Annotated in this window: 16 protein-coding genes; 12 read left to right on the forward strand and 4 right to left on the reverse strand. The window is 45.1% G+C overall.

The genetic code is table 11. The annotated features are described in order from the left end of the window. Positions 1 to 109 precede the first annotated feature (109 nt). From LDX50_RS02545 to LDX50_RS02560, 4 genes are all read left to right on the forward strand, one after another. Positions 110 to 1,309, forward strand: a complete 1,200-nt coding sequence (locus LDX50_RS02545) for an alpha/beta hydrolase-fold protein (protein WP_225696835.1) — start codon at positions 110 to 112, stop codon at positions 1,307 to 1,309. Between the two features lie 121 nt (positions 1,310 to 1,430). Beyond that, positions 1,431 to 3,086 carry an aryl-sulfate sulfotransferase gene (locus LDX50_RS02550; protein ID WP_225696836.1) on the forward strand — a complete coding sequence of 552 codons (1,656 nt, stop codon included), beginning with the start codon at positions 1,431 to 1,433 and terminating at the stop codon, positions 3,084 to 3,086. 267 nt (positions 3,087 to 3,353) lie between these two features. Then, positions 3,354 to 7,586, forward strand: coding sequence for a DNA polymerase III subunit alpha (gene dnaE / locus LDX50_RS02555; protein WP_225696837.1), 4,233 nt, complete (start codon positions 3,354 to 3,356; stop codon positions 7,584 to 7,586). Between the two features lie 11 nt (positions 7,587 to 7,597). Further along, positions 7,598 to 8,110: a hypothetical protein gene (locus LDX50_RS02560; protein WP_225696838.1), complete on the forward strand. Its 513-nt coding sequence runs from the start codon at positions 7,598 to 7,600 to the stop codon at positions 8,108 to 8,110. A 46-nt stretch (positions 8,111 to 8,156) separates the two neighbouring features. Here the strand turns inward: LDX50_RS02560 and LDX50_RS02565 are convergent, their stop codons facing one another. Together LDX50_RS02565 and LDX50_RS02570 are read right to left on the reverse strand one after the other, a co-directional pair. After that, positions 8,157 to 9,089, reverse strand: coding sequence for a DUF4097 family beta strand repeat-containing protein (locus LDX50_RS02565; RefSeq protein WP_225696839.1), 933 nt, complete (start codon positions 9,087 to 9,089; stop codon positions 8,157 to 8,159). Between the two features lie 109 nt (positions 9,090 to 9,198). Beyond that, positions 9,199 to 11,319, reverse strand: coding sequence for a tetratricopeptide repeat-containing sensor histidine kinase (locus tag LDX50_RS02570; RefSeq protein ID WP_225696840.1), 2,121 nt, complete (start codon positions 11,317 to 11,319; stop codon positions 9,199 to 9,201). A 156-nt stretch (positions 11,320 to 11,475) separates the two neighbouring features. On the opposite strand from LDX50_RS02570, the gene LDX50_RS02575 reads away from it, so the two are divergent. From LDX50_RS02575 to LDX50_RS02595, 5 genes are all read left to right on the forward strand, one after another. Then, positions 11,476 to 14,601, forward strand: coding sequence for a WD40/YVTN/BNR-like repeat-containing protein (locus LDX50_RS02575; protein WP_225696841.1), 3,126 nt, complete (start codon positions 11,476 to 11,478; stop codon positions 14,599 to 14,601). Positions 14,602 to 14,742: 141 nt separating this feature from the next. Continuing rightward, the gene (locus LDX50_RS02580; protein ID WP_225696842.1) at positions 14,743 to 16,773 is read left to right on the forward strand and encodes a T9SS type A sorting domain-containing protein; all 2,031 of its coding nucleotides are present in this window, start codon (positions 14,743 to 14,745) and stop codon (positions 16,771 to 16,773) included. Between the two features lie 35 nt (positions 16,774 to 16,808). Then, on the forward strand, positions 16,809 to 17,327 hold the full coding sequence (locus LDX50_RS02585; RefSeq protein ID WP_225696843.1) for a hypothetical protein: 519 nt from the start codon (positions 16,809 to 16,811) through the stop codon (positions 17,325 to 17,327). A gap of 25 nt (positions 17,328 to 17,352) precedes the next feature. Beyond that, on the forward strand, positions 17,353 to 18,234 hold the full coding sequence (locus LDX50_RS02590; protein ID WP_225696844.1) for an SDR family oxidoreductase: 882 nt from the start codon (positions 17,353 to 17,355) through the stop codon (positions 18,232 to 18,234). Positions 18,235 to 18,241: 7 nt separating this feature from the next. Next, positions 18,242 to 19,174: an NAD-dependent epimerase/dehydratase family protein gene (locus LDX50_RS02595; protein ID WP_225696845.1), complete on the forward strand. Its 933-nt coding sequence runs from the start codon at positions 18,242 to 18,244 to the stop codon at positions 19,172 to 19,174. Here LDX50_RS02595 and LDX50_RS02600 read toward each other — a convergent pair. After that, positions 19,169 to 20,251, reverse strand: a complete 1,083-nt coding sequence (locus tag LDX50_RS02600) for a glycoside hydrolase family 130 protein (protein WP_225696846.1) — start codon at positions 20,249 to 20,251, stop codon at positions 19,169 to 19,171. The two genes, LDX50_RS02595 and LDX50_RS02600, sit on opposite strands and share 6 nt — an antisense overlap. 204 nt (positions 20,252 to 20,455) lie before the next feature. Between LDX50_RS02600 and LDX50_RS02605 the strand changes: the two genes are divergently transcribed. The 3 genes from LDX50_RS02605 to LDX50_RS02615 all read left to right on the forward strand — a co-directional run bounded on the left by LDX50_RS02605 (position 20,456) and on the right by LDX50_RS02615 (position 22,554). Then, the gene (locus LDX50_RS02605) at positions 20,456 to 21,214 is read left to right on the forward strand and encodes a GNAT family N-acetyltransferase (RefSeq protein WP_225696847.1); all 759 of its coding nucleotides are present in this window, start codon (positions 20,456 to 20,458) and stop codon (positions 21,212 to 21,214) included. A 71-nt stretch (positions 21,215 to 21,285) separates the two neighbouring features. Then, on the forward strand, positions 21,286 to 21,930 hold the full coding sequence (locus LDX50_RS02610) for a hypothetical protein (RefSeq protein ID WP_225696848.1): 645 nt from the start codon (positions 21,286 to 21,288) through the stop codon (positions 21,928 to 21,930). 81 nt (positions 21,931 to 22,011) lie between these two features. After that, complete coding sequence (locus tag LDX50_RS02615) at positions 22,012 to 22,554, forward strand: hypothetical protein (RefSeq protein WP_225696849.1); 543 nt, start codon at positions 22,012 to 22,014, stop codon at positions 22,552 to 22,554. A 17-nt stretch (positions 22,555 to 22,571) separates the two neighbouring features. On the opposite strand, the gene LDX50_RS02620 is transcribed toward LDX50_RS02615, so the two are convergent. After that, entirely contained in the window at positions 22,572 to 24,104 is a 1,533-nt protein-coding gene (locus LDX50_RS02620) for a SulP family inorganic anion transporter (protein ID WP_225696850.1), read from the reverse strand. Positions 24,105 to 24,299: the final 195 nt, after the last annotated feature.

Genomic DNA, 24,299 nt, shown 5'->3' on the forward strand with positions numbered 1-24,299 from the left:
AAATTAAGGGGTTTGGGGTGGACGATGTAAAATCTATTTTATTCATGAGGCATTTTGTTTCCGTTATTTATGAATAAATTTTGTAATTTCTCCGCAAAAAGCGTCTCATATGAAAACCCGTATTCTTTTCCTTTTACTATTAATAATTCCCGCCGGCATTCAGGCCCAGGATCCGGAAGAAATCATCATTGGCGAAAAGCTAACTGTTCACTCTAATATTCTCAACGAAGACCGCAAGATCTGGATCAGTACCCCGGAGAGTTACGAAGGAAACACCAACCTTTATCCGGTTATGTATTTGCTCGACGGTGACGGTCATTTTCATCATACAACAGGGATTGTACAGTTTCTGAGTTCAAACGGTATCATGCCCGAAATGATCATTGTGGGCATTACAAATACCGATCGCACAAGGGATATGACTCCCGCACTTGATGAGCCTGATTCCATGATAGCACGTATGTCCCCAACAGCTGGTGGAGCAGATAACTTCCTTGCTTTTATCCGGGATGAGCTCATGCCATTCATTAACAAGGAGTATCGGACAGCACCCTACAAAATTTTGGTTGGTCATTCATTGGGCGGACTGGTTGCAGCTCATACCCTGATCACGCAACCGGAGCTGTTCAACGCCTATATCGCGATCAGTCCGAGTTTATGGTACGGAAATCAGTCGTTGATCGAACCAGCCGAAAAAATGTTAACAGAGCGCGAAGAACTCAATGTGTCGTTCTTCATGACCATAGGGGATGAAGGAGGCAGCATGCTGGGCGGGGCTATGAAACTGGCGGCACTTTTTGAAGAACATCCCATTTCCGGTTTTGAACACAAATTCATTCCAATGCCGGAAGAATCACATGGATCCATTCCACATCGCAGCACCTATCAGGGCCTTGAGTTTATTTACAATGATTTCCAGCCACCACTGCCCCGAACTTATGAAGAATTCCAGGCTTCGCTGGCCACAGAAGGGGCAAGTGGTCTCATGAACCGGGTAAGTGATCATTATTCAAAACTTTCAAAAAAGTATGGCTATATGGTAAGTGATGAGGCTACCATTAATCAGCTTGGCTATATTTTTATGCAGGAACAACGGATGGACGATGCATTACTGGCATTCAGAATGAATACGGAAAAGTATCCTGACTCCGCAAATGCGTTTGACAGCCTTGGCGACGGGTACAGGGCAGCGGGAGATTCTGAAAATGCTATTGAAAGTTATAAGAAAGCAGTATCACTTGCGAAAAAGAGCGGTCATCCCGTTGGGGCCATTTCAGCAGTCAAACTGGCAGAGGTTAAGGCAGAATAATTCATCAAAAAAATACTCACGATCAAATAGTTAGATTATTTATTAGATAAATTTTGTACTTTGTTGGACGTAACATCTCCTCCAACAAGGGGTAAATCTTCTACTAACCTAACTCAACCCAATGAATCTAATGCATTACCGTGTGAGCAATTTGAATTTTCTAATTGCTGCAGTACTTCTTTGTGTTTTCGGCTGTAGTAGTCCGCCGGAAATCACTGAGCTAACCCTGATCAATAATCCAAACGAACGCGTTCCGCTTGCCGGAATCCTGAGTTTTAATTCAGATAAACCAGTCGTAGCCACCATTACCATCGATGACGGAGAACATCGGCAAACCATCACTCCCGATGAAACGCCAATGACATCCCATACCATTCCGGTTTTAGGTATGCGGCCCGATAGAGAGTATAGTGTCATTTTATCAATTCATGAAGACAAAGGAGAGGTGATCACTGTCGATACACTTTCAATTAAAACACCTCCCCTTCCGGATGATTTTCCTCCAATAACTCTCACCACAAGTGAAAAAGAGTCTCTTGAACCCGGCGTGACCATGATGAATTTGTTCCGATGGACCGGGCCTTTTGATGATGATACTGATTGGGGCCTCCTTGTTGCACTTGACTCAGAAGGTGAAGTTGTGTGGTACTATCAGACAGATTACGGCATTAGCGAAGGACGCAGAATGCAGAGCGGTAATTTATTCTATTATGGTGAAGTTGACGGAAGATTGTTTGAGATAGATATGTTGGGCAATACGGTGAATGAATGGCATACAACAGGTGCCATGGTAAAGCCGGTTTCGGAAAATAGCCGGGCGGTGGACACGGATAGTTTCCATCATGATGTACTGCAGTTACCCTCCGGAAATTTCCTTGGAATCGGACTGGAAGTAATTGAATTTGAAGATTTTCCAATCGAATACCCACCGAGCACAAAACGGGGTAAGGTAAATGCGGCAAGCGATGTGCTTATTGAATTTGCGCCGGACGGAAGTACGGTTCGCAAATGGTCGGTCGCCAATATATTAGACCCCGAACGTCTCGGAACCGGATCGTTGGGTACTGATTTCTATGAAAAGGTTTATGAGAATAAATACGATTCTCTGTCGCTGCCAATCGACATTACCCATTCCAATGCAATTTATTACGATGAAGCCAATGACGCAGCAATCGTATCATCCTATCAGCAATGTGTCATATACAAGGTCGACATGAAAACAGGTGAACTGATTTGGCTATTGGGTGATTCCTATGGATGGGATGAACCCTGGGCAGAAAAGCTCCTGAAACCTGTAGGAGATGTTACCTGGCCCTGCCATCAGCATGGCCTGGAGCTGACCCCCCGCGGTACACTATTGCTGTTTGATAACGGGGCGGGCAGAAACATTGCCGGTCAGCCCGGCCTGACGCCCGACAAAATGTACAGCCGTGCTGTTGAATATAAAATAGACGAAGAGAATGGGACGATTGAGCAGGTTTGGACATATGGTCCGGAACAGGAGCACTTTAGTTCGGTATTTATTTGCGATGCCGACTACATGCTGGAAACGGGCAACGTCCTGATTACGGATGGAGGCCGTTTCATGGATGAAAATGGTGAACCCATGAATACATTTGGTGGCCATCAATGGGGCCGGGTTTTTGAAGTTACCTATGGTGATGATACCAGAAAGGTATGGGAAGTGGTAATTAAGGATCCTGAAAAACGCTTTTCAATCTACCGGGCACAACGACTAAAAAGTCTCTACCCAAAACATGATCGTCCAATAGGATAAAATAAAAAAGCGGGCTCAGGCCCGCTTTTTAAGCAAAATGATCTCTTCAACCAAGGTTGAACGGTTAGTGCGTCAAAGATTATAAAATTTCCGGCCAATTTCATACCTGTTTCCGGGTATTATCCTGATTAACACTTATTTAGAATTTTCTAAATACCGTCGGCTTTTTTTTGAATAAAATGACGAGTCAAGTCCGCCCGATTTCCGATATTAGAAGTCAGGTTCGATTCAATTCGGGCACTCATCTACCACTACGAAGACGCGGGCATGTATTTAGTATTTGACACGGAAACTACCGGTTTACCACACAATTATAACGCACCCATTACAGATCTGGACAACTGGCCCAGGCTTGTTCAGATCGCATGGCAGCTGCATGATGCCACTGGAAAACTCATCTCGAACAATAACCTGATCGTCCGTCCGGACGGTTTCACAATTCCGTACAATTCTGAAAAAATACATGGCATTTCAACCAAGCGAGCCCTTGATGAAGGTCTTCCCCTTTCGGATGTACTTGCGCAGTTCTGGACGGATTTCAACAAAGCCGAATTTGTAGTTGGACACAATGTTGAATTTGATCAGCACATCGTAGGTGCCGAACTTGTGCGGGTTGACCGCCAGAAAGATGGAGACGCATTGATGGAAAGTCCGTCAATTGACACCTCCCGTGTTTCTGTTGAATACTGCCAGCTTCCGGGAGGAATAGGAGGCCGTTTAAAGGAACCCAAGCTCATCGAACTTCATGAAAAGTTATTCGGTGAGGGATTTGGAGATGCACATGATGCAGCATATGATGTAGATGCTACGGCCAAATGCTTCTTTGAACTGATCCGAATACAGGTGGTTGATCCTGCTCCGGGTCTTACGGCAGATGAGGTTATTTATGAAGCCCCTAAGCTGGACGATGCGAATTTTGCCCGGCAAAAAAAGGTATCACGAAAAAACATGGGGGGCGATGAAGAGGCTGCCCGGGAAATTGCAGCACCGTTTGCCCATCTGCATGTTCATACGCAGTTCTCGGTTTTAAATGCGACTCCGAATGTAAAGGCTCTTGTAAGCAAGGCAAAGCAACTGAATATGCCTGCCATAGGCATCACAGATTTGGGCAATATGTTCGGTGCCTTCAAATTTGTCCGTGAAGCTATTAACAATGACATAAAGCCTGTCGTAGGATGTGAATTTTATGTTGCAGAAGAGCGTCAGAAAACCAAATTCACGAAGGATAATCCTGACAAGCGTTACAATCAGGTTCTGATCGCTAAAAACAAAAATGGTTATCACAACCTCGCCAAACTCAGTTCGCTGGCCTATACGGAGGGGTTGTATGGCATTTACCCCCGAATAGATAAGGAGCTTATCAGGGAATATTCAAACGACCTTATTGCTCTTACAGGAGGACTCAACAGTGAAATTCCCTATCTGATCCTGAATGTAGGTGAACACCAGGCTGAGGAGGCCTTCCAATGGTACCTGGATATTTTCCGTGATGACTTCTACATAGAATTGAACCGACACCAACTTGAGGAAGAAAACAGGGTTAATGAGGTCCTGCTCGATTTTGCCAATAAGTACAACGTGAAGGTAATCGCGGCAAATGAGGCCTATTACCTCGACAGGGATGAAGCAGAAGCGCATGATGTTTTATTATGCGTAAAAGAAGGCGAGTTGAAGTCTACTCCTATTGGTCGTGGAAGAGGCTTTCGGTATGGTTTCAGCAACAACGAATATTATTTCAAATCGCAGGAAGAAATGAAAACGCTGTTCAGCGATCTGCCTGAAGCCATCGAGAATATTTCCGGGTTGCTGGATAAAATTGAGGTTTATAAGCTGGACAGGGAGGTATTGCTGCCCGCCTTCGGCATACCGGAAGAGTTCATGGATCCGCTGGATCAGGAGGATGGTGGAAAACGTGGTGAAAACGCTTATTTGCGTCATCTTACTTATGAAGGGGCTGCCAGACGTTACCCGGAGGTTACCGATGAGATTAGGGAAAGGCTCGATTTTGAACTTGAAACTATCAGGAATACAGGCTATCCGGGATACTTTCTTATCGTTCAGGATTTCACCCGAAAAGCTCGGGAAATGGGCGTTGCTGTAGGTCCTGGCCGGGGTTCTGCCGCTGGATCGGCGGTTGCCTATTGCATTGGAATCACCAATGTGGATCCCATCGAATACGACCTGCTGTTTGAGCGATTTCTTAACCCCGACCGGGTTTCATTACCTGATATTGATATTGATTTTGATGATGAAGGCCGTGATAAGGTAATCCAGTACGTGATTGACAAATATGGCAAAAATCAGGTAGCACAAATCATCACCTATGGAACGATGGCAGCCAAGTCATCGATACGAGACGCGGCACGTGTAATGGAATTGTCATTGCCGGAAGCCAATGACCTTGCCAAACTGATTCCGGAACGGCCGGGCACTTCATTGGATAAGGCATTTAAGGAAGTTCCGGAGCTGGAGGAAATCCGGAAAGGAAAGGATTTGAAGTCCCGGGTATTACAGCAAGCACGTGTACTCGAAGGATCTGTGCGAAATACCGGAACCCACGCCTGCGGAGTTATCATAACACCGGATGATCTCACCAAATTCATTCCTGTATCCACTTCGAAGGATTCCGAAATGCTCATTACGCAATTCGATAACAGCGTCGTGGAAAGTGCAGGTATGTTGAAAATGGATTTTCTGGGTCTGAAGACCCTCACCATTATCAAAACGGCTATTACCAACATTAAGCAGCGACACGGTGTCGAGATTGATATTGACAAGATTCCTCTTGATGACACGCTTACCTATGAATTGTATCAGCGTGGGGAAACGAATGGTACTTTTCAGTTCGAATCACCCGGAATGCAAAAACACCTGCGCGGATTAAAGCCCGATAAATTCGAGGATTTAATTGCGATGAACGCCCTTTACCGGCCGGGTCCGATGGAATACATTCCGAACTTTATTTCCCGAAAGCACGGTGAGGAAGATATTACTTACGATATCCCGGACATGGAGGAATTCCTGGCAGAGACGTACGGGATTACCGTTTACCAGGAGCAGGTTATGCTGCTGTCACAGAAACTGGCAGGGTTTTCCAAAGGTGATGCCGACGTTCTGCGGAAGGCAATGGGTAAAAAGATCTTTGCCCTCCTGGAGAAACTCAAACCAAAGTTCATTGAAGGCGGCAAGGAACGCGGCCATGACCCGGAAGTACTTGAGAAAGTATGGAAAGACTGGGAAGCTTTCGCTGCATATGCGTTTAATAAATCACATTCGACCTGTTATTCACTTGTTGCATATCAGACCGCTTATTTGAAAGCGCATTATCCGGCCGAATACATGGCGGCGGTGCTCACCCATAACCAAAGCAACATAGAAAAAATCACCTTCTTCATGGAGGAATGCCGCAGCCTGGGAATCAAGGTTCTTGGTCCGCACATTAATGAATCCATGGTGAACTTTGCTGTTAACAAGGAAGGTGAGATTCGTTTTGGGCTGGGAGCCATCAAGGGAAGTGGCGAGGCAGCTGTTGAATCGATCATTGAGGAACGGGAGGAGAACGGGCCATTCAGGGATATCTTTGATTTCGCGGAACGCATCAACGTTCGAAGTGTGAATAAGAAAACTTTTGAATGCCTTGCAATGTCAGGTGCATTTGATTGTTTCGGCGAATTTCATCGCAGACAATACCTGCAGGCGCCGGAAGGCGATCAGACACTGATAGAAAAGGTGATTAAATACGCCAACAAAATGCAGCTGGAAGCTGAGAGTGCTCAGGCCTCACTTTTTGGCGGCGATACAGGTGTGGCAACACCAAAGCCCAAGATTACACCCATTGAACCGTTTGGTGAGATCGAAAAACTGAATATTGAGAAAGAGGTAGTCGGACTGTATATTTCAGGGCACCCTCTGGATAAGTTTTCCTTTGAAATCTCAAACTTCTGCAATACGCAGCTCTCTGATTTGAACGATCTTGACTCACTGCAAAATAAGGAAATCCGACTGGCCGGAATCGTGGCAGATTTTGCCCACCGGACCACGAAGGGAGGCAAGCCATTTGGAACACTTACACTCGAGGACTATAATGGTAGCTTCACCTTCTTCCTCTTCGGCGACGACTACATCAAATTCAAGGAGTACATGATGAAAGGGTGGTTCCTGTTTCTTCAGGGCTCAGTTATGGCTCAGCGGTGGGGTAACAACCGTCTTGAATTTAAAATTCGGACGATAGAACTCCTGAACGACCTTCGTGAAAAACGAACAAAGGGCATTGAATTAAATCTTCATGTTCAGGATGTAAACCTCCGTGTAATTGATCAGATTGAAAAAATTTGCGAAAATCATAAGGGGCAATGCTCTGTTCAGGTGAATATTCTGGATGAAAAGGAAGAAATTCAGGTAGGTCTTGTATCACGCAGGTTTACCGTAGATCCGAATAATGATTTGATATCCGATATCAAGAAAATTCCTGAAATAAATTGCCGTTTGGTGCTTTCGTGATAATTTGACGTATGGGAAGGAATATAACATATACACTGATGGTCCTGATGCTTCTTTCAGCCTGTACTCCGACTGAAAAAGAAACGGAAACGGAATCTCCCCCGCCGCCTCCACGTGAACGAGCCATCATTTATGATTCTACGGGCATCGCGATAGATTCGGTTGATATCCCGGTAACGGAGCAACAGCTGCCGGTAAAACTGGATTGCAGAAAAGTGAGCCAACCCGATGCGGATTTCCCCCTTTATGAGGTTTCCCTATATGCCCTCAATACACGGATACCATTGGATACAATTCATTCCTGCACCAGTTTCAACGGTGACCAATATGATGAATTTGAGATACCGTCTGAAGCACTCTCCGCCTGCGGAGGCTGGTTCAAAGGAGTGGGCGAATATTTTTACCTGATGGATGAAAACACCGACCTTGTTGTTTATGCCGTTTGGCTCAAAGAGGAGCAGACAACCAATCGATATCCATACAGGGAAGTATACCGGTTAAAGCTGCCTGCCCTTGAACAATAAAAGGCGAACAGTTAAACTATTCGCCTTTCAATATGAACAATGTTGCTTATTTTATCTGAGCTGTTCCAGATCCTGTTCCAAGTGAAATTTCAACCTTGTTTCCGCTTCCCAGAGACGCGTATTTCTTCATAATAATTCGATTTCCCTCTTCAACCTCCTCTTCCTTGTCGAATTTAAAGGGAGCTGTGATCTTCCCGTTTTTCTTGCTGGCAGACATCACGATATCAGCATTTAAGGCATGGCCATTCCTGTCAAGAACCGAATTACCCGAACCGCTATTCATGGACAATGCATGAGCTGGTGTTGCACCAAGCTTCACACTTACATCTCCTGATCCTGAGTTGAATGCACTGTTTCCCGCCAGAATAAAATTGGTAATCCGAATGTTTCCGCTTCCAACATTTCCTTTTATTTCGGCCTGAACGTTGTTGAATGCAATAGTACCTGAACCACAATTCACCTTAATCGTACCTTTGACCTCATCGCCTGAAATACTACCGCTTCCGGTATTGGCTTTGAAGTCCCCGTTGAAATTATCAAGTTCTATATCACCTGATCCCGTTGTCGAGGTTATATTTCCGGAAACATTATTCATTTCAATATCCCCTGAACCGCTGATGGAAGTCAGGTCAATTGTAAGGTTTTCGATCTCGATATCACCCGAGCCGGCAGTATATTTGAGTTTGGTATTATCCGGAATGCTGAGTGTCCAGTTCATATCACCCCTGGGTCTCTTATCATTATCACGGATCACCAGTTTGCCATTGCGATGTTCAACAATCGGTTCATAATCAGAACCCAATGTATGATCCAGCGTTACCGTGACACTTGTTCCGGAAGATTTGACAACACGGCAGTCTGCGCTACCTGTTGTTAACTGAATTTCATCTATTCCAGAGAAGCTCTGTTCAAATTTTTGGCCGTAGATCATTGCAACGCTAATGAGCATCACAAATAGAAATGTCGTTGTTTTTTTCATTGTGTCGTTAAAGATTTTGAGTATTCCCCGTAAAGACAGAATAAAGATTTCGTGGTTGCACGACAATGATAATTTTTTTTGAAATACGCCTGGAACAGAAGACGTGAGATTACTTATTGCGAAGTATTTCCTCCTGTTTCTTATAGGCTGGGAACCGTATGATAAATTCACTGCCCTCTCCGGGCTTGGAAATCAATTCTATCTCACCTTCCAGACTATCTACCAGTATTTTAACAATCGCCAGTCCAAGGCCGTTCGAAGATTCGCCAGCAGTAGGCTGAGCACTCAGGCGGGCAAATTTATGATAGAGATTTTCCCGATCCTTTTCGCTGAATCCCGGCCCAAAATCCTTTACCGACACATAGGGAACACCGTCCCGTTTGCCGCCGCTTAAAATAACCTCTTTACCGGGGTTTGAGAATTTTATAGCATTTGAAATTAAATTATCAAGAATTCTGGACAGGTAGGAAGGATCCGCCGGAATAAAGATATCATCATCGAGCAATACCTTTAATTTGATATGCTTGGATTCAGCTTCTGTCCGGAAATTCTCCTTTTTCTCATTAAGTTGATTAATAAGTGATAACTCCGACATGGAAGGTTTTCTCTCCTCATCACTGAATGCACTCACCTCCAGCAGATCTCGTATCAGGTTTAAACCGTTGATGGTAGAATTGTCCAGCATGTGTGTATATTTCCTTTGCTCTTCGGTAAGATCGGTCAATTCCATGAGCTGCGTCAATCCCTTAATGCGATTAAATGGCGCTTTCAGATCGTGCGCCAGGATATTCATCAATGTATCCTTCTCATTATTCAACGCCTTGAGCCGCTCATTGCGTGATCTGAGTTTTTCATTCTGATGTGCGATCTGCTCATTTTGATTCTTAATTTCCTCACGTTGTTTTGCGATGAAATTATTCTTCTGAATTAATTTTCTATTCGCATCAAGGCGTTTTTTATTCATCAGGTACAAAATGAGCACAATAATAGCCGCTGCCAGAATCCCTACCAACAAGAGAACATTTTGCATGCGGAGCCGGGCTTCTGTGGCTTCATTCATGGCATTTTCTGCCATTAACAACTGATTTTCCTTCTCTTTGGACTCTATCTCAATGCGTGCTTCCAGTCGTTCGATAAGGCGCGCATTTTCAGCACTTTCCAGCGTTTTGTCCAATTCATGATGCCGCCTGAATTTATCAAAAGCAAGTTCATTCCGTCCGGTCGCCTTGTAAAGCATTGCCTGATAATAGGATGCCTCCCTATCGAGAGAGAGATCATTCGAATTTTCCAGTTCCACCATCAATTCGTCGAAATATGCTTCCGATTCAGCAAATCGGTTCAGCCGGAACAGCAATTTTCCAAAAATCAGATTGGTACGGTTTTCCAGGTCCTGATTGTTAATCTGCCGCTCAATTTTTTGCGCCTTCCTGGCTTCTGCCAACGCAAGTTCATACCGATCCTGCATGCAATACGCATCCGCCATACCGAGATAAATATTCGACATCATCGCGAAATCCTGAATGGCTGAAGCCCTCAGCATCGACTCTTCATAATATTGGACAACCTTCTCGAAATCACCCTGCTTCATATAGATCTCCGCCATTTCATTCAGTACGGAGATCTGTCCGTGCGTATTATTCACCGATTCGCGCAACTCAAGGGCTTTCTGAGTCATTTGAAGTGCCTTATCATAATTACTCTGCGAAAGGTATAATTCCGCAAGGCTCTTATAACCATAGGACATGGCATCCTTATCATTCAGCTTTTCAAAGATCTCAATAGCCTTGATATAGTCATCATATGATCTGGCATGATCGCCCTGAAGGGAATAGAAGCGGCCCATGTTATTCAATGAATGCGCTACCTGCATCGAATCCCCCTGGTTCATCGCCAGATCGTATGCTTGCTGGTAATATTCATAAGCCTTCAGGTCATCACCTTTGTAGTGATATGCCACCCCCATGAAATTAAAGACTTTCGGAAGGTCTTCACCGTTTTCCTTATCGTCCACCATAGACATGATTTCCCTCAAATAGTACAGGGTGCTGTCGGGCTGTGATTTTCTGTATTCCCAGGAAAGGGAAAACAGGATTTCCCGTCGATTTTCATTTTCCGCATAGATTAATTCTTCCTTGAGGCTGTCTATAACCAGATAATCCTGTGGAAATCCGACGAACGGTATTGCCAAAAAAATAAGCGCTAAAAAATACGTACTAACAGCTCTGGGCATTTTCTGGATAGATGAAAAATCATTGGGTCTTACCGACCTGCAAGATAGTAATCAGATCACGAATATAAAATTTTAATACCGTTGATATAATTCAATCAACCGGTAGCGTAATTTTCGCTAAATTCCGTCTGATTCACAACTAAAACAGAGACCCAAATGAGAATAATATTACTTCTGTTGAGCATTGCATTATGTTGCACCGAAATCAGCACGGCGGATGCGCAACGAAAGAAACAAGATAAAAATCCCACATTGCGGTATGATACAAGTCTTTACCATGGCATGAAATGGAGGCTTGTAGGACCTTTCAGAGGCGGACGGAGCGCGGCTGTAACCGGAGTCGCCGGTAAACCAAATTTATATTATTTCGGATCTACCGGCGGTGGGGTCTGGAAAACCACGGATGCTGGAAATTCCTGGGAAAACATTTCCGACGGCTATTTTGGAGGGTCAATTGGTGCTGTAGCAGTAAGCGAATGGGACCCGAACGTTATCTATGTTGGTGGCGGAGAGAAAACAGTCCGTGGTAACGTCTCATCCGGTACGGGGTTATGGAAGTCGGTGGATGCTGGTAAGACCTGGAACTCTCTCGGATTTGAAAATGCGCGGCACATTCCCAGAATTCGAATTCACCCTAAAAACCCGGATATAGCTTTTGTAGCTGTGCTGGGTGATTTGTATAAATCCTCTACAGATCGTGGCATATACAAAACAACAGATGGCGGAAAGTCCTGGGAGAAAAAACTTTATGTAAATCCCGACGCCGGAATCGTAGACCTGGTCATGGACCCGAATAATCCGCGAATTCTGTATGCAACCAGCTGGCGAATCCGCAGAACACCGTACAGTCTGGAGAGTGGCGGCGAGGGCTCATCCATCTGGAAAAGTACCGATGAAGGAGAAACCTGGACGGAATTGAAGGGTAACAGCGGTCTTCCGGACGGAATCTGGGGTATTTCAGGAATTACCGTTTCACCTGTTAATTCAAATAGGGTTTGGGCTATCATCGAAAATCTTGAAGGTGGCGTTTTCCGGTCTGATGATGCCGGAAAAACATGGAGAAAAACGAATTCCGACAGAAGCCTGCGTCAGCGTGCGTGGTATTACACCCGGATCTATGCGGACACCGAAGATGAAGATATGGTTTATGTATTGAACGTTAACTATCATCGCTCAAAAGACGGTGGACGGACGTTCCAATCATTCAATGCCCCGCACGGGGATCATCATGATCTTTGGATTGACCCGAATGACCCGTTGAGGATGATCATCGGGGACGACGGCGGAGCGCAGATTTCCTTTGACGGCGGTGAAAACTGGACGGATTACAATACTCAGCCCACTGCTCAGTTTTATCGTGTGACGACCGACAATCATTTTCCATACCGCATTTACGGTGCTCAGCAGGATAACTCAACTGTACGCATAGCTCATCGAACCGATGGCTTCGGGATCGGAGAACAGGACTGGGAATCAACCGCAGGAGGAGAAAGCGCTCATATCGCAGTAGACCCGGAAAATAATGATATTGTTTACGGCGGCAGTTACGGCGGATTTCTGACCCGCGTAAATCATTCCACCGGAGAAGTTCGTGCCATCAATGTCTGGCCGGACAACCCGATGGGTCATGGCGCAAAAGACCTGAAATACAGGTTTCAGTGGAATTTCCCAATCTTCTTCTCACCTCACAATCCTGATAAGTTATACGCAGCCTCGAATTATCTGCATGTAACATATGATGAAGGTCAGAGTTGGGAAACGATCAGTCCTGACCTTACTGTCGGAGACACATCCAAACTGGGCCCTTCAGGAGGACCTATTACAAAGGATAATACAAGCGTGGAATATTATGCCACCATATTCGCAGCAGCGGAATCAACGTTGGAAGAGGGGGTGATCTGGACCGGGTCTGATGACGGTAAAATTCATATAACCACCAATGGCGGCCAGGAATGGAAAGATGTAACACCTGCAGGAATGCCTCAATGGATGATGATTAACAGCATTGATCCCCACCCGACATTAAAGGGAGGGGCATATGTTGCCGGAACACGTTATAAACTGGGCGACTATACTCCCTATTTGTATAAGACTACTGATTATGGACAAACATGGACACGCATTACCAACGGCATCGGAAATGAGCACTTTACCCGGGTTGTCCGTGCAGATCCTGCACGTCAGGGGCTCCTGTATGCCGGAACAGAGTATGGCATGTATATCTCGTTTGACGATGGCGCATCCTGGGAACCGTTTCAACTCAACCTTCCTGTTGTTCCCGTTACCGATCTGACGATTAAAAACAATAACCTCATTGCTGCGACACAGGGCCGGAGTTTCTGGATGATTGATGATCTCAGCATTCTCCACCAGTTGAATGATCAGACAGCCTCTTCCGAAGCATTCCTCTTCAAACCAATGGACGCCTACCGAATGGATGGCGGAGGTGGCCGTGCATCCCGAACCCGGGGAACGAATCATCCCGGTGGTGTACTCGTTAATTACTATTTAAAGGATACGGTAAGCACAGACACCATTCGGATCGAGTTCCTTGAAAAGGGCGGAAAAATGATTGCCGCCTACAGCACTCATCCGGATAAGAAGGCAAAGGAGAATAAGCTTTCCACAGTGCCCGGACTGAACAGCATGAGCTGGAACATGCGCTATCCCGGTGCGGATGACTTCGATGGCATGATCCTCTGGTGGTCATCCCTGAGTGGCCCGAAAGCATTGCCGGGTGAATATACCGTTCGTATGACCCGTAACGGAACATCACTGGATCAGTCATTCAAAATTGTAAAGGATCCAAGGTCTGGTGCCACGCAGGAAGATTTGCAACTGCAGTTCACGTTTCTGAATGAAGTTGTTACCAAACTTTCGGAAACCAATAATGCCATCGCGGATATCCGCAAGGTGCGCAGCCAGATAACTGATGTGAAGAGCCGTATGGAGGGAGATGAGTTCGAGGAGATACGCAAAAAGGCAGACGAAATCCTGAAAGAAATGAAAGGGATCGAAGAGCGTCTTTATCAGACGAAGAACCGGAGTGGTCAGGATCCACTTAATTATCCGATCCGGTTGAACAATAAGCTCGGCCATCTGAATTCGCTCGAAGGTTTGGGAGATTCCCGTCCGACCGACCAGGCCATTGCATTTAAAAAGGAGGTAACGGCGATGATCGACGAGGAGCTGAGCAAGTTTGAAAAGATCAAAACTACCGATATCCCGGAGTTAAACAGGCTTGTCAAGGCCCAACAGGTTGATGCGATAAAAATAGACTGATAAAAGGGCCCCGAACGGGGCCTTTTTTAATTTGGAATAAAAACTTTTTATCTGCCTATACCCTTGAGATTTAAAGTATTAGTCAGTTCATAAATTATATTGTAGCAAGTTTTGTATCTTTATTAGTGTCTAAAAAATGTGATGTTGAAACTCGCCATCAATATATTTTTGTTAGCAGCAGTTTGTGCGCTTTCCAATGTATCTGTCGCACAAATTAATTTCGTTGAAAAATCCTGTACGAATTGCGGCACCTACCAGGGAAGATATTTTATTTATCTACCCAGTGGTTATGACATTAATAAGCCCGGGGGTTACCCGTTAATTGTCCATCTTCATGGACAAAGCCAGGCTGAAAGAGTAATTAACAACGTTACTTACCCGCCAAATCCGTTGGGTGTTGGACTGGGATATGAATTACGAAACAACAGAAGGACTGTATTTGATCAATACGAAGGAGATTTTATTATTGCCCTGCCAGCCGAACAAAGCACTGAAGACTGGGATGTTGATAATAATAAGTTATTCCTGGATTACCTCAAGGGAAATCCGGCCTACAACATCGATGAAAACCGTGTATTTTTTGTCGGGGTAAGTATGGGCGCAAAGGGGTCCTGGGATTATGCTATGAAATATCCGGAAGATGTTGCAGCTATTGTCCCATTAATGGGAGGATCAAACCCGATTTACGAATATTGCAACATGGTAAATATTCCTGTATGGGCATTTCATGGTACTTTTGACGGGAATTTTCCGATCGCAGGCGACAGTCCGGCCGGCAGGTATGGTCCGATTAAATCATTCAACACAATTGAATCTGAGTGTACCCCTAATGTGCCCTATGAATTAGTCGTACTGGAAAGTATACGACACCAGGGCTGGAATGAAATTGCTGGAGGTACGAGTGGATTTGACATTTTTGAGTGGCTACTTCAGATTAATGGAACAATAGACGACAACGGACAACGAGCTGTGCCTATTATAGAAGGCTCACCCATTATCAACATAGGTCCTGACAGAACTTTTGTCGCCCCTATTTCAAAAGTTACTGTGGATGCCTATGTGTTTGACCCCGATGGCGGACCTGTTACTAATCTGTCCTGGAATATTACCCCGTCAGCTACGATAACACAATTTGGCCGAAGGGTAGAAATTACAGATCTGGCCGCTAATGATTATACACTTACTTTAACCGCAATTGATAATGATGGCCAATCGAAGAGTAAATCTGTAACTCTTTCTGTTGTCAATAGTGTCTCTCCAACAACTCCCCTGATAGATCGGGTTGAACTATATGAACAAGTCGGAAACACGAATAATTTTCAATTTGTCACTAACTTGGGTGACTATCAAAATCTTGTGCTCAACAATTTGGGTGAATTCAGATTGCGTGTATTTGGTAATAGTGAAACTACAAGGGCTACCGTTGGATTAAGCGATAATCACAATCTGACTTCATGGAACACCCCATTCTATATGGGAGGTATTAATGGCGGAAATCCTGTTTTCATACCAGAAGAAGGTCGTTTCACACTTAATGTATTCGGCAGAACAGGGAACAACGAATTCAGTGAGGGAACTCCCGGACCCACCCGACAATTCATCATGGAAATTTCATTGAATCCGCTGCCTGTAAAATTCATCGGTTTTAACGGCAAATCTACCCTGAATGGTGTCAACTTAAAATGGCTTACTACCGATGAAGAAAACAATAGCCACTTTGAGGTTTATCGCAAAAGAGAGGGTGGTGAATTTCAAAAACTTGGCGAAGTCCCCCGAACCTCAAACCCCTCCTTGATCAATGAATATGGCTTCACCGACTATGAAGCGGAAGGAGGCATCTTCTACTACCAGGTAAAAAGCGTAGATTTCGACGGCCATTTTGATCTGACGGAAATCATACGTGTGGATGTTGAATCTGCAAAAAACCAGTATTATCTGTATCCAAATCCCGTGGTTAATACAACCCTTTCGATCCGTATACCAGACGCGAAAGTAGGTAAGCCCATACAAATCACGGTACGAAATGCTTCCGGAAAGGAAGTGGGGCTGATGGAAACCAGCGGCATTAACCAGGTTCAGCAATTGGATGTAAGCAACCTGCCTTCCGGATTATATCATACCCGCATCTTTCAGGACGGCGAAGTTCATACACTCCGCTTTATCCGAAAATAAAGTAAATTGCCGCGTTCGCGGAAGCAATCTGATGCATGGATAGTAAACCCAAAATTACCCTTCGTCTCACCCAGTTCGACTGGTTATTGGAAACATTGGCTCTCACCGCATTGCTGATCTGCATCTCATTTACCATCTACATTTATCCAAGCGTTCCGCAGATGGTCTCCCGGTATATCGGTATTTCCGGGGCTCCCGTAGGTTATTACAGCCGAAACCTGCTGTGGACCTTCCCGTTACTGAGTATTCTCCTGTATTCACTTGTTTCGTGGGTCAACCGACGGCCGCACCTGTATAATTATCCCAGGGAAATTACGGCGGACAATGCAATTCACTTCTACCTCCTGGCATGCCGCTGGGTACGGCTGGTAAAGCTAATTTTTATGGGTGGGTTTGCATATACAACTTTACTGGTCCTACGCTCCTATTCCCGAATGGAAAAACTGCCCGACGACTACTGGATCCTGGCAGGAGCTGCTCTGATTCTTGCTGCTGTAATCATTCAGATCCTTCGGTTCAGGCGGAATAAAAAAACTTCCGGACAACGGAGGTAATACTTTATAATGAATAACTTTAACTATGACGAACATGAAAGGAATGCTTCAGGAAGATAGCCTGAAAGGCAAAAATATCATTGTTACAGGTGGAGGGACAGGATTGGGCCGGAGTATGGCCACATACTTCCTCGAACTTGGCGCGAATGTAGTGATCACAAGTCGGAAAATGGAGGTGCTGGAGGCAGCTGCTGAAGAAATGAAAGCTGAAACCGGTGGAAATGTATTACCCGTTGCATGTGACGTACGCGCCTATGATCAGATCACCGATATGATGAAGACGAGCCGGGACACTTTTGGGAATATTCACGGAGTCCTAAACAATGCGGCAGGGAATTTCATCAGTCCGACCGAACGGCTTTCCCACAGAGCATTTGATATTGTGATCGATATCGTATTACGCGGAACATATAACATGACACTGTCGGCCGGCAAACACTGGATCGAAAACAAACAAAAAGGTGTATTCCTGAATATTGTAACTACTTATGCATGGACAGGATCAGGATACGTGGTGCCTTCTGCCTGTGCTAAAGCAGGCGTACTTGCACTTACCAGGTCGCTGGCATCGGAATGGGGCAAATACGGCATCAGATCAAATGCTATCGCACCTGGTCCGTTCCCTACCAAAGGTGCCTGGGAACGTCTTTTCCCCGGAAATGTCGCCGAAGAGATCGATCCGCTAAAACGAATACCGTTAGGCCGGTTTGGCGAACATCAGGAGCTTGCAAATCTTGCCGCATATCTGATGTCTGATTATTCCGCCTATATCAACGGAGAGGTAATTACCATCGATGGAGGTGAATGGCTCAAAGGTGCGGGCGAGTTCAATTCGCTGGATGCCATAACCAGCGAGATGTGGGATAACCTGGAAGCCATGCGGCGAGACAAGAAATCATCCAAATAATTTTACTATGCAAACGATATTAGGATCCGGAGGGGCAATCAGCACTAGCCTGGCTAAAGCGCTAACACGTTTTACAAAAAAGATAAGGCTCGTCTCCCGCAATCCAAAAGCTGTCAATGAATCGGATGAAATAGTTGCAGCGGATCTCACCAATGCAGAACAGACATCCCTTGCTGTTGAAGGAAGCGAAGTGGTTTACCTGGTGGCCGGTCTGCAGTATGACATCAGCATATGGAGGGAAAAATGGCCACTCATCATGCGGAATGTGATCAATGCCTGTGAAAAACACGGGAGCAAACTTGTGTTCTTTGATAACATCTACATGTATGATCCAAATTCACTTTATTTCATGACAGAAGAAACCCCGGTAAATCCTTCGAGTAAAAAGGGGATGGTTCGGAAAAAAATTGCAGAAATGGTTCTTCAGGCCCACAAAGACGGAAGGATTGAGGCACTCATAGCCCGGTCGGCAGATTTCTACGGTCCGGGAATCGACAAAACCAGCATGCTTAACGAAACTGTGATCAAACCCCTGGCACAAGGTAAAAAAGCCAATTGGATGGGTGGATTGAACTTTAAACATTCTTTTACCTATACTCCGGATGCCGGAGCAGCCACTGCCCTGCTGGGCAATGCGCCATCGGCATACGGACAGGTATGGCACCTTCCTACCGCATCAGAGCCTCCTACCGGAAAGGAATGGGTCGAGATGACGGCCGCTGAATTTGGGGTAAAGCCAAGAGTTCAGGCTGCTCCGGGCTGGTTGATTTCATTGATCGGACTCTTCAATCCACTCATGAGGGAACTGGCCGAAATGATGTATCAATATGATCGGGACTATGTATTCAGCAGCGCGAAATTTGAAGAAGCGTTTGACATGCAACCCACACCCTACAAGGAAGGTCTGCGCAAAGTGATTCAACACGATCACAAATTATAACTCCTCACTTACCGCAACTGCAATTCTGGAATCGGCCGTACCGTAATAAAGAAACCATTTGCCGTTGAAATGAACCAGGCCCTCCACAAAGCAAACCTGGTTTACTTCCCCTTCCATCTCATAGGGCTTATCGGGATAAATAAAATAATCATCGGTCCGGTTGATGAGCTTCCATGGCTCATCAATGCTGAACAGGGCCTGACCGGCAGCGTAGGTAAATTTTGGCAAGTCCGGGTCATTATTATTTGCGGCATTACTGGCGTTATAAATTAGCAAAACCCCCTCATCCCTAATCAATGCATACGGACCGGGTTCCACAAGGCGGCTGTCAAAATATCCCGGGCGTGGATTCAATACTGAGAACAATTCACCATTTTCTTCATTAATCAGCGGGGACCAGTGTATCCCATCCGGAGACCGCGCCATAAAAAGGTCGGTATCCCCGAAATACATCCAGTAATAATTATTAATTTTTGTCGCAATCACCTCATCTCCTTCCAGCCTGGAAACTACCGCGCCTGATTTTGACCAGGTATCACGATAAACGGAATCTGCCAGCACCGGACCATGACGCTCCCATGTAATGAGATCACGGGATGAGGCGAGGCACAAGCGTGCCGTTTTACCATCATAAGCCGTATAGGTGAGCAGGTATCTTCCGTCACCACCTTTAACAATTCTGGGATCTTCCACACCTCCCGGCCATTCCAGCGATGAATACTCATCCATTTCAGGAAAAAATACCGGCTCAGCAGGTCGGCTAAAATGAAGACCATCTGTACTGGTCGCAATCGCAATTCTGGATGTCATTGCCGAATCCTGTGCCCTGTAAAAAAGGTGGACAATACCATCCTTTACCACAGCCGCCGGGTTGAGTACGTTACGTTCTTCCCAGTGTACAATTGCATTGGAGATGGGACATTCAAAAACAGCAATTTGAGATGGCTCAAGTATTGGATTCAGGCTGTCGGCTTTCACAAAGCCCAATAACCAGGGATCCTGAGAATTTTCCCTGATCCCATTACACGAAAAGACCAAAAAAGCGACCGCCAGAATAAGAATTTTGTTTACAGACATGGTAAATGCAAGATACACCTGCAACACCTGAATGCATAGTCCAGGAGCATACTTATTACAACTTACATGAGGTTACATTATCCGAAGTCATACGATTAAACAGTGATCCTGCTTTGTGATTTTACTTACAGAAGCGAATAAAATTGCGTATATTTGCGCTTTAATCGGCATTTCGCCACATGTTTCACCCAAAAATACAAGTCTATGGTTCTCGGCACGGAAATCGCCCACAACTTTCACTTACATGCCTATGCGGTACCATCAAGAATGAATGGTGTAGAGGTGATTCATGGTAACAGTCTGACTCAGACGCTGAGCGGTCTTGCCTCCGACACATTCAATATAGTTTACATTTCAAATGGCAACCGGCTGACATTACCAGAAATGAAGGAAACCCTGGGGAAATATAATGGTCATCCTTATACGATCTGGGTGAATGAGCAGGAAATGATCAAGAAGGTGAGAGCCATCATAAAAGCTACCGGCCTTAAGGAGGTAAGTGAAGAGCCGGGTATGCTGCTCGAACTGGATTCTTACAGCACTGTAAAAATCAAGGATAAGATCGAAAAGGCGACTACGACCGAACAAATCGAATATGTTGGTCGAAACCTGGCAAAATCAGTAAAACCTGTTGACAACGAAATCAAGAAATACTACAACAAGGCTTCGGAAGTCATTCTTAACGGTTTCGAAACCGACTTTTATCTGTACTATGATAACAACGAACCTGTAGGGGTGATTGAGGTATTTCCATCTTCAAGTGAAACGGTTGGCATATACAACCTGAGTGTTGAAAAGAAGCACCGTGGTAAGGGAATCGCCACCCGTTTGTTGCAATACGTACTGAATGAATTGAAATCGGCCAATTATAAATATGCAGTCCTCCAGGCGGAAGACGAGGCGATTTCCATTTACGAGCGTATTGGTTTTCGTCCGGTTACAAGATTTTACGAGTTTCGTTAATAATTCCCCCCGTTTGGGTGATTCACAGCTTACCTGTTACCTGTAGCTTTACGGGTCATTAAGGTAGTGTCATGTACCGTAAAATAATCTGCGTCCTTTTCCTTTATATACCTATAGCCTCCTACTGCCAGACAGGAAATTATTCGGCTGAAATTCCACCAAATGCCGTATTCGTATCCGGAGTCGTAAAACTGAATGACGCCACCCCAAAACCCGCAATGCTCTTCTTTAGCCGCACAGAACAGCGGCTATATGTTCTGAAAGAAGACAAAGTCTCCAAATATTCAGCAAGTGAAGTGGCTTCATTCCTCCTTCAAACAGATAGGGGGACCGTACATGAACAGGAAAAACTATTCATTTCATGGAAATTTAAGCGTGATTGGCCCTCCTATGAGAAAATGACATTTTTCGAAGTTCTGGGTGATTTCCACAGATGCGCCCTGGTTGCCGCCGACCGGTATCCACGGGTAACAGATGCCTATCCTGATTCAAGTGAAGTGTTTGTAGCGCAGATAACGCAGGGAATTTCATATTATATCATATTACCAGGAGGCAAGGTGGTACCGTATGAACGCAACACAATAGACCACTACCTGGAGATCATTCTGGAAAGTGATTACAGTGATGTAATGAGGTATGCATTTGAAAATGGATTGAGATCAACCCGGCTGGAGGATCTCATAACCATTCTTCGGTTTGCCGCTCAACTGCAGTAAGAGGAATAATGCCAGCCATTTTAGAGAATTGTAGACGATTATTGGTGGATTTTTAATAATTTATAGAACCAGAATAAAAAGTTGAATCAGAAAGAACACATCCAATACGCAGTCATCACTTTTTTGGCTGTGATTTTCATTTTCCTCTCACATGAATTTATTCACTGGCTGACAGGTGAATTGCTTCAGTATGAAATGGGTATGTCACTCAATTCGGCATTTCCGGTCGACAGCAAATACAGAACACCAGGCGATTATCAGTTAGTATCTCTGTCAGGACCTATTCTCACCTTGCTGGAAATGATATTATTTACATATTTAATGATCAAGACCCGCAACTACTGGTTTTTCCCCTTTGTTTTCCTGTGCTTTTACATGACATTGCTGTCGGGCATATTTAACCTTTTTAACCCGAACGACCTGGGCCGCGTGAGCCGGTATATAGGCATCGGTTTGTACACATTGCCAGCCATAGCTGTGATCATCCAGTTTTTCATTATGGACTATGCCGTGAAAAAGGCGGGAATCATGCAAAAACTAATCTTAATTACGGTCTTCTGGGGAATTCTGTTCAGCTCCATTCTTATCCTGGTAAATCAGAATTTTAAAATCCGAATACTATAACGGGGACCAGTCCTGCCCTACTCCACCTTATCGATTACAAGTTTATAGGTGGGATCTTCCATTACATTCACGTCGATTATATCTTCCGCATTGTTCAGGAGTTTCCGGCAATCCGGACTAAGATGTTTCAAATGCACCTTTTTCCCTACTTTCAGGTAGCGTTCGGTCAACTTACTCAGGGCTTCAATGGCCGACATATCAACCACGCGACTTTCGGCAAAGTCAATAATAACCTCATCAGGGTCATTCAATACATCAAATTTATCATTAAACACTGCAATTGAACCAAAGAAGAGAGGTCCGTAAATCTCATAGTGCTTCACTCCGTCTGCATCCACATGTTTTCTCGCCCGAATCCTCTTCGCATTATCCCAGGCAAAAACCAGGGCTGCAATGATCACGCCGGTAAGAACTGCCAGTGCAAGATTATGCAGCAGTGCCGTTACAAGAGTCACTGTAACCATTACAAATATGTCTGACTTAGGCATTCTGTTGAAGGTGCGTAAACTCGCCCATTCAAACGTACCGATTGCCACCATGATCATCAGACCAGTGAGAGCTGCCATGGGCATTTTCTCTATCAAATCGGCGCCAAACATAATAAACACAAGCAGCATAACTGCCGCTACAATTCCTGAAAGCCTTGCGCGCGCACCAGCGGAAATATTGATCAGACTTTGCCCGATCATCGCACATCCTCCCATTCCCGAGAAAAATCCGGAAAATATATTTGCCAACCCCTGCGCAACAGCTTCCTTGTTTCCGCGTCCGCGTGTTTCAGTGATTTCGTCAATTATATTGAGGGTAAGAAGACTTTCAATCAGACCCACTCCCGCCATAATGCCTGCATATGGAAATATGATTACCAGTGTTTCCCAGCTAAAAGGCAGATCCGGGATATGAAAAGGAGGAAAGCCTCCGGAAATTGACGCGATGTCCCCTACTGTGCGTGTATCGATGCCAAGAAAAACCACCAGCGCAAAAACGGTAAGAATGGCTGCAAGTGAAGCTGGTACGGCCTTCGTCAGTTTCGGCAACCCCCAGATAATAAGCATCGTGACCAATACGAGGGCCAGCAGGATGAACAATGCATCACCCGTTAACCAGTTTCCGGATGTATCTTTAAACTGATCGAGCTGTGACATAAAGATGATTATGGCCAGGCCATTCACAAATCCGAAAATTACCGGCTGAGGAACCAGTCTCATGAATTTTCCAAGTCTCAAAAACCCTGCTCCCATCTGCATGATTCCGGCAAGGATCACGGTTGCAAAAATATATTCCGGTCCGTGTGATGCTGCCAGAGCCACAAGTACAATTGCTACCGCACCCGTTGCCCCCGAGATCATACCCGGCCGGCCTCCAAGGATCGATGTCACAAGTCCCATCATAAAGGCTGCGTACAATCCTGTGAGCGGCGACAGGCCGGCGATCATGGCAAACGCAACTGCTTCCGGTATCAATGCCATCGCCACGGTGAGACCTGAAAGGATTTCAGTCTTGTAGTCTACCTTCTGTGTAAGATCAAAAAGATTAAAGTATTTTTTCATGGTCAGCTGTTTCTCCACATCCCTGTGAAATTCATCCCCTGTATTGAGTTGGATAATTTTTGAAAAAGGGTGCAAAGGTAGACCAATCTGTGCGCATTCGCACCATGCACGGAAAAAGATCTCTGGTGTTGAGGAATATCCTAAACCTGTCGGAAATTTTGATTAATTTCCATCAACCACATTTAATTTCATTTT

Source organism: Fulvivirga sedimenti (assembly GCF_020328055.1).